At 35.0% G+C, this 12496-nt stretch carries 13 protein-coding genes; 12 read left to right on the forward strand and 1 reads right to left on the reverse strand.

Translation table 11 applies throughout. From position 1 onward, the window contains the following. Positions 1–67: 67 nt before the first annotated feature. The gene (locus tag H0I41_RS04050; protein ID WP_011162143.1) at positions 68–910 is read right to left on the reverse strand and encodes a pyruvate, water dikinase regulatory protein; all 843 of its coding nucleotides are present in this window, start codon (positions 908–910) and stop codon (positions 68–70) included. A 150-nt stretch (positions 911–1060) separates the two neighbouring features. On the opposite strand from H0I41_RS04050, the gene rpsU reads away from it, so the two are divergent. The 12 genes from rpsU to H0I41_RS04110 all read left to right on the forward strand — a co-directional run bounded on the left by rpsU (position 1061) and on the right by H0I41_RS04110 (position 12484). Continuing rightward, positions 1061–1237: a 30S ribosomal protein S21 gene (rpsU, locus tag H0I41_RS04055; protein WP_003647180.1), complete on the forward strand. Its 177-nt coding sequence runs from the start codon at positions 1061–1063 to the stop codon at positions 1235–1237. Positions 1238–1343: 106 nt separating this feature from the next. Continuing rightward, on the forward strand, positions 1344–1787 hold the full coding sequence (locus H0I41_RS04060; protein WP_004895110.1) for a GatB/YqeY domain-containing protein: 444 nt from the start codon (positions 1344–1346) through the stop codon (positions 1785–1787). A gap of 78 nt (positions 1788–1865) precedes the next feature. After that, positions 1866–2774 (forward strand): PhoH family protein, encoded by a 909-nt coding sequence (locus H0I41_RS04065; RefSeq protein WP_044496752.1) that lies wholly within the window; start codon positions 1866–1868, stop codon positions 2772–2774. 3 nt (positions 2775–2777) lie between these two features. Next, positions 2778–3305 (forward strand): rRNA maturation RNase YbeY, encoded by a 528-nt coding sequence (gene ybeY / locus H0I41_RS04070; RefSeq protein WP_135014550.1) that lies wholly within the window; start codon positions 2778–2780, stop codon positions 3303–3305. A 24-nt stretch (positions 3306–3329) separates the two neighbouring features. Continuing rightward, a complete protein-coding gene (gene era, locus H0I41_RS04075; RefSeq protein WP_135014549.1) occupies positions 3330–4241 on the forward strand; it encodes a GTPase Era in 912 nt (303 codons plus the stop codon). After that, the gene (gene recO, locus H0I41_RS04080; protein WP_135014548.1) at positions 4242–4994 is read left to right on the forward strand and encodes a DNA repair protein RecO; all 753 of its coding nucleotides are present in this window, start codon (positions 4242–4244) and stop codon (positions 4992–4994) included. A gap of 294 nt (positions 4995–5288) precedes the next feature. Further along, positions 5289–6206: a glycine--tRNA ligase subunit alpha gene (gene glyQ / locus H0I41_RS04085; protein ID WP_004895097.1), complete on the forward strand. Its 918-nt coding sequence runs from the start codon at positions 5289–5291 to the stop codon at positions 6204–6206. Beyond that, the gene (gene glyS, locus H0I41_RS04090) at positions 6199–8271 is read left to right on the forward strand and encodes a glycine--tRNA ligase subunit beta (RefSeq protein WP_004897198.1); all 2073 of its coding nucleotides are present in this window, start codon (positions 6199–6201) and stop codon (positions 8269–8271) included. The genes glyQ and glyS overlap by 8 nt, the downstream gene beginning before the upstream one ends. Before the next feature lie 23 nt (positions 8272–8294). Then, the gene (dnaG, locus tag H0I41_RS04095; RefSeq protein WP_011162138.1) at positions 8295–10106 is read left to right on the forward strand and encodes a DNA primase; all 1812 of its coding nucleotides are present in this window, start codon (positions 8295–8297) and stop codon (positions 10104–10106) included. 15 nt (positions 10107–10121) lie between these two features. Continuing rightward, positions 10122–11240 carry an RNA polymerase sigma factor RpoD gene (gene rpoD / locus H0I41_RS04100; protein ID WP_004897200.1) on the forward strand — a complete coding sequence of 373 codons (1119 nt, stop codon included), beginning with the start codon at positions 10122–10124 and terminating at the stop codon, positions 11238–11240. A gap of 135 nt (positions 11241–11375) precedes the next feature. After that, positions 11376–11534 (forward strand): hypothetical protein, encoded by a 159-nt coding sequence (locus H0I41_RS04105; protein ID WP_182094593.1) that lies wholly within the window; start codon positions 11376–11378, stop codon positions 11532–11534. Positions 11535–11596: 62 nt separating this feature from the next. Next, the gene (locus H0I41_RS04110; protein ID WP_135014547.1) at positions 11597–12484 is read left to right on the forward strand and encodes a hypothetical protein; all 888 of its coding nucleotides are present in this window, start codon (positions 11597–11599) and stop codon (positions 12482–12484) included. The last annotated feature ends 12 nt before the right edge of the window (positions 12485–12496 follow it).

Raw genomic sequence — 12496 nt, forward strand, 5'->3', positions numbered from 1 at the left:
ATAGAGACATAAAAAAGGTCTTTCAAAATTTAATGAAAGATCTTTTTAAATCGTTTAATTTTATTTGTTACTTAGCGTAGTCATCAATGCCGAGGTGTTCTAAAATTAGTGCTGCTGTTTCTTCAATTGAACGATGAGCAACGTTAATTACATAGCAACCAAGTTTTTTATAAAGTTTATCGGCTGCTTCAAGTTCTGCATTGATAGAATCCATATTAGAGTAAGTAGTATCTGGGTTCAAACCATAGGCTATCATTCTTTGTCGTCTGATCTCGTTCAAAACGGACGGATCATTTGTTAAACCAATGATTTTCTTAGGATTAATCTTATAGATTTCATCTGGAATATGGGTTTGAGGTACAAGTGGTAAATTAGCGACCTTAAGATTCTTGTTAGCTAAGAATAAAGAAAGTGGAGTCTTAGAAGTTCGAGAAACACCAAGTAAAACAACGTCAGCTTCTAAGAAACCTTTTGGATCTTTTCCGTCATCATACATAACAGCAAATTCCATTGCAGAAATTCTATCAAAGTAATTTTGCCCCATGTGGTGAACAGCACCAATTTCATGTTTAGGTTCTTCGCCAGTTAAAGCATGAATATTATCAATTACGCCAGATAGTAAGTCGACGTATTTCATATTATGTTCACGCGCAAATTTAATTACAGCCAATTGTTCATCTTCGTGAATCAAGGTAAAGGCAATTAATACGTTTTCAAATTCTGTGATTTCACTAAAAACTTTTTCTAGCTTTTCTCGATTTGTAATAAAAGGATAGCGGCGGTAGTTAAACTTAACATTTGGATATTGGACCGCCCCAGCTTGTACCATGTTGAAAGCTGTATCCCCAACAGAGTCAGAAATAATAATTAGATTAACAATTTTTTGATTTTCTTTTTTTTCTTCAGTCATATATTTCACCTCATTAATTATCTAAATTATACCAAAATAAGTAAGAAAAATGTTAATCGACTATTGACCGTTTTTTCTCGTTTAGCTATAATTTAACTATATTGTTGTGGCACATATTTGTGTGCCAAGAAATGGAAGGAGGGATCTCACATGGCTAAGACAATCGTTCACGAAAACGAGTCTATTGATGATGCTCTTCGTCGTTTCAAACGTTCCGTTTCTAGAAGTGGTACCTTGCAAGAATACCGCAAGCGTGAATTCTACGAAAAACCAAGCGTTAAGAGAAAGTTAAAATCCGAAGCTGCTCGTAAGCGTAGACATTATTAATATAGAAAAAGCTCCTGGTAGAAAATTCTTCTATCAAGAGCTTTTTTTATATAAAAAGTTTAAAATAGACTGTGTAAGTTTTGATTAAAGAGGAGAATTAAATACAATGTCACTAAATGATACTTTAATGCAAGATATGAAAACAGCTATGAAAGCCAAAGATAAGGAAGCTTTAACTACAATTCGCTCGCTTAAGGCTGCAGTAATGAATTATAAAATTAAAGTGGGACATGATCTAACTAGTGATGATGAATTAACAGTTTTGTCCAGCGCTCTTAAACAACGCAAAGAATCTTTAGAAGAATTTACTAAGGCTGGCAGAGATGATTTAATTAATCAAACAAAGAATGAAATGAAATTAATTGAAAAATACATGCCAAAGCAAATGTCTAAGGAAGAACTTGAAGAAACTGTTGAAGAAACAATTAAAGAAGTTGGAGCAAGTTCTAAAAAAGACTTTGGTAAAGTTATGCAAGCTTTAATGCCAAAAATTAAGGGTAAGGCTGATGGTAAAGCAGCTTCTTCAATTGTTGGTAAAAAGCTTAACTAATAGCTTTTATTAAACGGAGGATTTTAAGTGGGACAAACTATAGAAGCAACATTTACACCAACTAAACCAGAAACAATCATGAATTTAGTTGGAATTAACGATGCAAATTTGCGTTTAATTGAAGAATCTTATGATGTGCAGGTAACTGATACTGGTAGTGAAATCGAAGTAACCGGAGAAGAAAGCATTGTTAAGAAAATTATGCAAATTTTTACTGCTTTGGATAAGGTTGTTACCCGTGGAGTTACTATTACTGCAACTGATGTTGTTAGCGCAATTAAGATGGCAGATAAGGGAACTTTAGAATTTTTTGGAGAATTATATAATAAAATTCTAATTAGGGATGCTAAAGGTCGCCCAGTTCGCGTTAAGAATATGGGACAAAAACGCTATATTGAGGCTATTCAAAAATATGATGTCGTTTTTGGAATTGGACCAGCTGGTACAGGAAAGACTTTTCTAGCCGTAGTTATGGCGATTGCAGCCTTTAAAAAAGGAGAAGTGTCCCGGATTATTTTGACTAGACCAGCAGTAGAAGCAGGCGAATCATTAGGATTTCTTCCAGGAGATTTGAAAGAAAAGGTTGATCCATATTTGAGACCAATCTATGATTCTTTATATGCCATTTTAGGTGTAGAACCAACCAATCGTTTAATGGAACGTGGAGTTATTGAAGTGGCTCCACTAGCATATATGCGTGGTAGAACTTTGGATGATGCTTTTGTAATTCTAGATGAAGCACAAAATACAACACAGGCACAAATGAAGATGTTTTTAACAAGATTAGGATTTAATTCTAAAATGGTTGTCAATGGGGACCAGACTCAAATTGACTTACCAGGGAAAGCAAAGAGTGGATTATTACAAGCTGAACATATTTTACAAAATATTGAGCAAGTAAAATTCATTAACTTTACTTTTAATGATGTTGTTCGTCATCCCGTTGTGGCCAAAATTGTTAGAGCATATGAAGAAGAGGGACACTAAGAGTTGAATAATTTAGATATTTCTTTTAATGATGAAGTTAATTTCTTAAAAGATAGCGATAAAGATTGGATTCCATGGATTAGCAACTTATTATTATCAGCAAAAAAAGAAATTCATAAAGAGAATGCTCAAGAAATGAGTATTAACTTTGTTTCTTCCGAAAAAATCCATGAAATCAATAAAAAATACCGCGGGAAAGATCGTCCAACTGATGTAATTTCTTTTGCAATTGAAGATGGATTAGATGAAGACTTTATGAGCGCTTTTAGTGACGATCCTGATTTTGTAGAAGATATTGGAGATTTATTTCTTTGCCCTGAAGTCATCAAAAGACATAGTGTAGAGTATGAAACTGGATTTAATCGGGAGTTTGGATATACACTAGTTCATGGATACCTTCACTTAAATGGTTATGATCATATCGAAGATGATGAAGCCAAGGTAATGTTTGGTATCCAAGGTAAAGTTTTACGTGAATATGGACTTCCGCTTCATCCTGATCAAGAAAATCACGGAAAGCAAATTCACTAAAACTTAATTAAAAAGGATGTAACAATGATGGATGAAAAAAAAGACTTTAAATCAGGTTTTGTAGCTTTAATTGGTAGACCTAATGTTGGTAAATCAACTCTCTTGAATTATTTAGTGGGGCAAAAAGTGGCAATTATGTCACCACAACCACAAACCACTAGAAATAAAATTTCAGGTATTTATACTGATGATCAGGAGCAAATAGTTTTTATTGATACTCCTGGGATTCATAAGCCAAAAAATAAATTAGATGACTTTATGGATAAGTCAAGTTACTCTGCTTTAGATGAAGTGGATGTAGTTTTATTTATGGTTGAACCTGAACCAGCGGGTAAGGGTGACCAATATATTGCTGAACTTCTTAAGAAAATTAAAAAGCCTGTATTTTTAGTGATAAATAAGATTGATAAAGTCCACCCAGATGAGTTATTATCTATTATAGATTCATATAAGAATCTAGGCGATTTTGCTGAAATTGTTCCAATTTCTGCTTCACAAGGAAACAATGTTTCTGAGTTGATTAAAACAATTGCTAAATATTTGCCAGAGGGTCCGCAATTTTATGATGCAGATCAATTGACTGACCGTCCAGAATATTTTATTGTAGCTGAATTAATTCGCGAGCAGGTTTTGAAGCTCACTCATGAAGAAGTTCCGCATGCTACGGCCGTGGTAGTTGACCGAATGCGGGATCATGAAGGTGGCAAGCTTCAAGTTGAAGCTACAATTTATGTTGAGCGTCCCGGTCAAAAGGGCATTATTATCGGCAGGAAAGGTCAAATGTTGAAGCAGATTGGAATTGCTGCACGTCAGGAAATTGAAGCTTTATTAGGTGAAAAGGTTAATTTACGCCTATGGGTTAAGGTTCAAAAGAATTGGCGTTCTGATCCTGCCTTTCTTAAATCTATTGGCTACAACGCTAAGGAATTAAGATAGATGGCACGTGAACTTTGTGAAGTTCAAGGATTAATTTTTAAAAGAAAAAAATATAAAGAAGCTGATGTTCTAACCAAGATCATGACTAAAGATCATGGTATTTTTACAATAGATGTAAGAGGAGCACTGAGACCAAAGTCCAGATTAGGAGCTGCAACCCTTAACTTCTCTTATGGAAAGTATATTGTAAATACAAATTGGAAAGGAATCAGTACGCTGCGGACTTTCAAGGATGTAAAGCAGCTGGACCAGTTATATTTAGATTTAACGAAGAATGCGTATTCGAGTTATGTTTTAGACTTGCTTGACCATGCTTTTGTTGAATATAAAGATATTGGAAGTTTTTATGATTTGATTATAAAAGCGTTGCTGAAGATAAATTCAGGAGAAGATGCAGCAATTATTACCCAAATGGTACAATTGAAGTTGCTTAATGCATATGGAGTAGCGCCACAATTAGATCGTTGTTTAATTTGTGGTAAAGTACAAGGTAAGTTTGACTACTCATTGGAATTAGGTGAAATTATTTGTAGTGATCACTTTAATAGTGTCAGTCAAAGGATGCATTTAGATCCTAAAGTAGTAGCCTTGATTCGTACTCTAGCTTTAGTTGATATTGATCGTTTAGGGAAAATAAAAATTAATCCGCAATTAAAAAAGGACTCTGGCAAGGTGATCGATCGGATGTACGTTAACTATCTGGATCTTAATTTAAAAACTAAAAAATTTCTTGATGAATTGGCGCTTTTTTAGCTGTTGACTTTTTATATTCGTTTAAAGACTAGTGAGGTTTTCTTACTAGTCTTTTTTTGTAAAAGATGATAAAATAGATACGTATTTTGACAACTATAAAGGAATAGAAAAGTACCAATACAGCGAGTGCAGAATGGTGGAAGTGCATTTGGGAAAAGGCACCTTTTAGTCAAAGTTGTTAATTAAGGGCAGGAAGAATATTTTCCTGAATTAGGGTGGAACCGCGAAGTAAATCGTCCCTATGCAATTTTTGCATAGGCTTTTTTTATGCCTATGTTGTGAGGAGAGATATAGATGTCAGAAAAACTGAATATCCAGGATATGATTTTTAAATTGGAGCAGTTCTGGGCCTCTAAAGGTTGTATGATTATGCCTTCATATGATGAACAAAAAGGTGCCGGGACAATGAGTCCATATACATTTTTACGTGCTGTTGGACCAGAACCTTGGGCAGCTTGTTATGTTGAACCTTCAAGAAGACCTGCCGATGGTCGATATGGTGATAACCCTAATCGTTTATACCAACACCACCAATTCCAAGTAGTTATTAAGCCTGCACCAAAGGACATTCAACAATACTATTTAGATAGTTTAAGAGTATTAGGTATTGAACCTCTTGAACACGATATTCGATTTGTTGAAGATAACTGGGCAAACCCATCTATGGGTTGTGCCGGTGTTGGTTGGGAAGTATGGCTTGATGGAATGGAAGTTTCTCAATTTACTTACTTCCAAGTAGTTGGGGAACTTGATGTTAAACCAACTATGAGTGAAATTACTTATGGTGTAGAACGTCTTGCTTCTTACATTCAAGATGTAAACTCAGTCTTTGATCTGGAATGGGGCGATGGAGTTAAGTATCGTGATATCTTCAAGCAACCAGAATATGAACATTCTAAGTATGCTTTTGAAGAAAGTGATCAAGAACAATTACTTAAATTCTTTGATATTTACGAAGCTACTGCTAAGCGCTTGTTGAGTCAAAATCTAATTCATCCAGCTTACGATTACATCTTAAAATGTAGTCATACCTTTAACTTGCTTGATGCACGCGGTGCAGTCTCAGTTACTGAAAGAGCGGGTTACTTATCAAGAATTAGAAACTTAGCTCATCTTGCTGCTAAGGGATTTGTTGAAGAACGTGAAAAACGTGGCTTCCCATTATTAAAGCACCAAGAAGAAACTAAGAAAGCGGGGCAAAACAATGACTAAAGATTATTTATTTGAAATTGGCACTGAAGAAATGCCAGCTCACGTTGTTTCTAAAAGTGTTAAGCAATTAGCTGATCGTACTAAAAAGTATTTAAAGGAAAATGGTTTGTCCTTTAAAGATATTAAGACTTATTCAACTCCACGTCGTTTAACGATTTTAGTTGAAGATTTAGCTGAAAAACAAGAAGATATTGATGAAGTAAAAAAGGGCCCAGCTAAGAAGATTGCTCAAGATAAAGATGGCAATTGGACAAAAGCTGCTCAAGGATTTGTTCGTGGTCAAGGGATGACTACTGATGACATTTACTTTGAAGAGCTTAAGGGCACTGAATATGCTTATGTTCATGTTCAAAAAGAAGGTAAAAAAGCTTCTGATATCTTAATGGGAATGAGTGATATTGTTAAAGCAATGACTTTCCCAACTAAGATGCGCTGGGGTAGCTACGACTTCGAATTTGTTCGTCCAATTCATTGGATGGTTTCTTTACTTGGCAGTGAAGTAGTGCCAGTTAAGTTACTAGATGTAGTAGCTGGTCGTAAAACTCAAGGTCATCGTTTCTTAGGTGACAGTGTTGTATTAGCTAACGCAGATGATTATGAAGAAGCATTAAAGAGCCAATACGTAATTGCTAATGCCGATGAACGTAAGGGTATGATTCTTAACCAAATTCAAGAACTCGTTGCTCAACATAACTGGAAAGTTAATATTGACAAGGGATTACTTGAAGAAGTTACTAATTTGGTGGAGTATCCAACTGTATTTGCTGGTTCTTTTGATGAAAAATACTTGAACATCCCTGATGAAGTATTAATTACTTCAATGAAAGATAATCAAAGATATTTTGAAGTCTATGATGAAAACGGCAAATTAATTAATCACTTCATTTCAGTTAGAAATGGAAATAGTGAATACTTAGATAATGTCATCGCTGGTAATGAAAAAGTTCTTGTTGCTCGTTTAGATGATGCTCAATTCTTCTATGATGAAGATAAGAAGTACCCATTAGCTCACTTCGTTGATAAGCTTAAGAACGTATCTTTCCATGATAAGATTGGTTCGGTAGCTGAACATATGGCACGTGTTCAAATTATTGGTGATTACCTTGGTAAGAAGTTTAATGTTTCAGATACTGAAATGAAAGACTTTGACCGAGTTAGTGATATCTACAAATTTGACCTTGTTACTTCAATGGTCGGTGAATTTGCTGAATTACAGGGTGTCATGGGAATGCACTATGCACGCTTAATTGGTGAAAATGAAAATGTTAGTGTGGCAATTAAAGAAAGTTACATGCCAACTAGTGCTGAAGGCGACTTACCAAGTACTACTGTAGGTTCCTTACTTTCAATTGCAGATAAACTTGATACAATCATTTCATTCTTTGGTGCAGGAATGATCCCATCCTCATCTAATGACCCATATGCATTAAGAAGAAACGCATACGGAATTGTAAGAATCTTATTGAACGAAGGTTGGTCACTTCCTATTAAGGATGTTTTACCAGAATTGATTCAATTACTATCAGGTAAGACCGCAGCTAAGTTACCTAAGGATGCTGAAGCTGAAAATGAAATTGCCGACTTTATTCGTGATCGTGTAAAGCAACAATTACAAGTTGAAAAATATGACTATGATGTAATTGACGCTGTTCTTGCATCTAGTCAGCAAGATCCAATTCAAATTTTGGCTGCTGCTAAGACCTTGCAAATGCATCATGATGATGCTGACTTTAAGCCAGTAGTTGAAAGCTTGACTAGAATTACTAATATTTTGAAGAAAGCAAAATATAGAAATGCTAATGACATTGATGAAAGTCTTTTCCAAGATGTTAGTGAAGAAGAATTGTATGCTGGTGTAAATGCATTAGAGGAAAATACTGATTTGAGTATTGCCGATCTTTATAAAGGCTTTGTAGAATTACAACCAGTAATTAATAATTACTTTGAAAGCAATATGATTCTTGATAAGGATGAAAAGGTAAAGAATAATCGTTTGGCTCAATTATTAAAGGTTAATAACTTAGCTGATCGAATGGGTGACTTAAGTAAATTAGTAATTAAATAATAGTTGATTGGGATGATCCATTGATGGCAGGACGTATTCCTGAACAATTTATCGATGAAGTTAGAAACTCTGTCGATATTGTGGATGTAATAAGTCAATATGTCTCTTTAGAAAAAAAAGGTAAAGATTATTTAGGACTTTGCCCCTTCCATCAAGAAAAAACGCCTTCTTTTACTGTTAATGAAGGAAAGCAGTTTTTTAAGTGCTTTGGATGTGGTAAAGGCGGAAACGTATTTAAATTCTTAATGTATCAGGATCATCTGACTTTTCCTGAAAGTGTAAGAAAAGTTGCTGAATTGGCCCATCTTCATATGCCAGAAGGCTACGGCGAAACGGTAAAGCCACTTAGCCCGTTAAAGAAGATGTATCGGCAAGCAACAGAATTTTACCAGCATATTTTGCTAACCACTAAAGTTGGTGAAAGAGCACTTGAATATGCTCAAAAACGTGAATTAACTAGTGACCTCTTAGAGCATTTTAAGGTGGGATATGCGCCTGATAACGATACAATTTTATTAACTTATCTTCGTCAAGAAGGTTATACAGATGATGAACTGCGAGAAAGTGGTTTATTTGTAGAATCACAAGATGGACAACTATTTGATCGTTTTCGTGATCGATTAATATTTCCTTTAGGGGATGAATCAGGTTATACAGTAGGATTTTCTGGTCGACGAATTAGTAATGATAAAACTATTGCTAAATATATGAATAGCCCAGAAACCAAAATTTTTAATAAATCTAAATTACTATTTCACTTTGCTGAAGCAAAAAAAGCGGCAAGAAGTGAAAAACATTTAATTCTTTACGAAGGATATATGGATGTAATTGCTGCTTATAAGGCTGGTATTCAGTCTGGTGTTGCTTCGATGGGAACCAGCTTAACCACGGAACAAGTATATATGCTGAGACGAATCACTCCCAATATCTTAATTAACTATGATGGAGATCCGCCTGGCATTCATGCTGCTGAAAGAGCAACGAAGCTATTTGGGCAAGTACAGGGATTCAATTTAGGAATAATTGTTTTACCCGAAAATCTCGATCCAGATGAGTATGTAAAGAAATATGGAGTAGAGAAATATCAAACAGAGGTTGCTGGTGCACTTAGCTCAATGGATTTTCTACTTGAAAGATTGGCTAATCAATATAATTTACATAATGATCGAGAGAAGCTAGGATATATTACGGCTAGTGTACAAATGATTGCTGGCCTGAATGATCCAGTTGCGGCAGATTTGTATCTTGATAAATTAGCACGTCAAACTGGAGTTACTCGTGAATCATTAAAAGTAACTTTTGTGCGTGAAAGACGTAAATTACAGCGTGCAAAGAATCATCAGCAAGCTTATCAAGCTCCTAAATCACTTCCAATAGATCAGCCTAGTGAGCCGAAAGAAGAGCAAGCAGGTACTGACCTTGAGACAAGGAATCCGGCCCTTGATCGCTTGCTTTACCTATTCATACACAGTGATGAAGCAAGGGATTACTTATTGAGTCAGCAATTTTTGTTTCCAGATGAACGTTATGCAAAGTTAGCAGAATTTTGGTTAAAATACCATCAGACTCATGAAGGGGCAGAGGTTACTGGCTTCATTGATTTTATTCCTGAAGAACTTCAAGGTATAATTATTAATATGGAGATGATTTCAATGCCTCCAGATTATTCTAAGCGCGAATTAGATGATCAATTGCGGGCATTGGAAAAAAGTAAGATTGATCAGCAATTAAATGATTTGCTTAATCAATTGAAGGATGCTCAAAGAAAACAAGACAATAGTTTAGAGCTTGAAATAGCGCAAAAAGTAATTGCGTTAAGAAGAAAGAAGTTTTAGAGGGGGCTTTTTTACATGGCAGAGAGTAAGACTACCAAAGAAACAACAATGACACTTGATAAAAAGGTCAAGGAAGTTGTTAAGGAAGTTAAAAAAGACAAACAAATTACTGAAAAAGAATTTACTGCTCAACTAATTAAGCCATATGATCTTCAAGGAAAAGCGGTAGATCAACTAGTTCAAGAATTTGAAGACAATGGAATTAGTATTGTTGATGAAAATGGTGAACCTTCAAAATTAGCTTTAAAGAAGCAAAAAGACGTTGAGAAGGCTGAATTAAAAGATATGTCAGCACCTTCAAGCGTAAGAATGAATGATCCAGTCCGGATGTATTTGAAGGAAATCGGACGTGTTTCATTATTAAATGCCGATCAAGAAATTGCCTTGGCTAAGAGAATTGAATCAGGCGATGAAGAAGCTAAGCAAGAATTAGCTGAAGCTAACTTACGTTTGGTAGTTTCTATTGCTAAACGTTATGTTGGTCGTGGTATGTCCTTCTTAGACTTAATTCAAGAAGGTAACATGGGCTTGATGAAGGCTGTTGACAAATTCGACTATCGTTTAGGATTTAAGTTTTCAACTTATGCAACTTGGTGGATTAGACAAGCAATTACTCGTGCAATTGCTGATCAAGCTAGAACAATTCGTATTCCAGTTCACATGGTTGAAACAATTAATAAGTTGATCAGAATTCAAAGACAACTTTTGCAAGATTTGGGAAGAGAACCAACTCCAGAAGAAATTGGTGCCGAAATGGATATGCCAACTGATAAGGTTCGTGAAATCTTGAAAATTGCACAAGAACCAGTTTCTCTTGAAACACCAATTGGTGAAGAAGATGATTCTCATCTAGGTGACTTTATCGAAGATAAAGATGCAACTAGTCCTGAACAACATGCTTCATATGAATTGTTAAAAGAACAACTTGAAGAAGTACTTGATACTTTAACTGATCGTGAAGAGAATGTTTTACGTTTACGTTTTGGTCTTGATGATGGACGTACTCGTACTCTAGAAGAAGTTGGTAAAGTATTTGGAGTAACTCGTGAACGTATCAGACAGATTGAAGCTAAGGCTTTGCGTAAGTTACGGCACCCAAGTCGTTCAAATCAATTAAAAGACTTCTTAGATTAGGATAAGAATTAACAGCAAAAACCTTGTGGTAATAGCAATATTACCGCAAGGTTTTTTTGCTATAAAATTGAACTACCTATGCTTTAAAATAACAAAAAATATGCTACAATAAATTCATAAGTTGGAGGTGTTACTATGCAAGAATTAAGAAACAATACTCTCATTTCTCTGATTGGGGGGGTAGAAAGCCATTCTATCAACGTTTCTAAGGGATTTTCTACTTTAAATCCTTATTTTCTTGTACAGTACATAAAAAGCCAAGTTAAAGATGACTTTAATGGGGTCATTCTTTAGCTTGGCTTTTTTGCGTCTTCAATTATTTTAATGCTAATAGCTCGAGTGTAGGAGGAAATAGAGTGAAAAGTAAGTCTTATAAGTATGGGATTGCTGCTTTAGTAGGTGTAAGTGCCTTAGCATTAGCTGGTTGTCAAAGTAATGAAAACCAATCAAGTACATCTAAGACTAATGCCAAGTCGAAATCTTCAATAGTTAAGATTGAAAAGAAAAGTAAATCTAAGAGTAGCAAGTCGGAAAAGCAAGAAGGTGAAGTGAAAAAACAGAGCAGTGAGAAGGTTAATAAGGCAAGTAGTTCGAAGAAAGATGTAGAAAAAGTACCAACAGCTACTGAATTGATGAATAATGTTTCGGCCTTTAATGAAGGTAATTTTGATATTCGGCTTAATTATGCAACTGTTAAAGGTTATGACACGGGAATAATTCAAGAAAATCCACGAGTAGTACATTATAAGTTCAACGGTGGGATGAACTCAGAGGTTTGGGCAACTGATCAATTTGTCTACAGTTTATCGGGTGATAAATGGACTAAAATTGGGCAAACTTATAAGATTGGAAGATTTGATCCGATGATTAGCCTTCCATCTCCCCTTATTAATCAAATGAAAGTCTCAAAAACTAGTGATGGTTATCAAGCAAAATATGAGGGAAACTCTGCTGAAGCTAAAGAATTAATGGAACATTATATTGTTTGGGTTTCAAGTGAAAATAAATGGAATCCATTTGGAGACCAAGACTTTACATCAGCTACTCTAACTTATAGCTTTAATAAACAAAAACAGTTAACTGAGATTCATTATGATTGGACCGCTGGTTCAAATAAAGGAACAGCTTCTTACACTAATATCAATCAACAAAAAATTGCAGTTCCAAATGATGTAATTCAAGCAGCAGCTAAGAATTCTGACTCTATTGATAGTAACAATGATGATAATAGTGACGATGAATAGGGTCGAAAATAG

This window comes from Lactobacillus johnsonii, from assembly GCF_014058685.1.
GTDB lineage: Bacteria > Bacillota > Bacilli > Lactobacillales > Lactobacillaceae > Lactobacillus.

What these genes read in the sequence shown, in the direction of transcription:
- glyS (WP_004897198.1), top strand. Translation starts at nt 6,199, where the DNA reads ATGACTAAAGATTATTTATTTGAAATTGGCACTGAAGAAATGCCAGCT.
- H0I41_RS04050 (WP_011162143.1), bottom strand. Translation starts at nt 910, where the DNA reads ATGACTGAAGAAAAAAAAGAAAATCAAAAAATTGTTAATCTAATTATT.
- era (WP_135014549.1), top strand. Translation starts at nt 3,330, where the DNA reads ATGATGGATGAAAAAAAAGACTTTAAATCAGGTTTTGTAGCTTTAATT.
- H0I41_RS04065 (WP_044496752.1), top strand. Translation starts at nt 1,866, where the DNA reads ATGAATTTAGTTGGAATTAACGATGCAAATTTGCGTTTAATTGAAGAA.
- recO (WP_135014548.1), top strand. Translation starts at nt 4,242, where the DNA reads ATGGCACGTGAACTTTGTGAAGTTCAAGGATTAATTTTTAAAAGAAAA.
- H0I41_RS04105 (WP_182094593.1), top strand. Translation starts at nt 11,376, where the DNA reads ATGCAAGAATTAAGAAACAATACTCTCATTTCTCTGATTGGGGGGGTA.
- H0I41_RS04060 (WP_004895110.1), top strand. Translation starts at nt 1,344, where the DNA reads ATGTCACTAAATGATACTTTAATGCAAGATATGAAAACAGCTATGAAA.
- dnaG (WP_011162138.1), top strand. Translation starts at nt 8,295, where the DNA reads ATGGCAGGACGTATTCCTGAACAATTTATCGATGAAGTTAGAAACTCT.
- rpsU (WP_003647180.1), top strand. Translation starts at nt 1,061, where the DNA reads ATGGCTAAGACAATCGTTCACGAAAACGAGTCTATTGATGATGCTCTT.
- rpoD (WP_004897200.1), top strand. Translation starts at nt 10,122, where the DNA reads ATGGCAGAGAGTAAGACTACCAAAGAAACAACAATGACACTTGATAAA.
- glyQ (WP_004895097.1), top strand. Translation starts at nt 5,289, where the DNA reads ATGTCAGAAAAACTGAATATCCAGGATATGATTTTTAAATTGGAGCAG.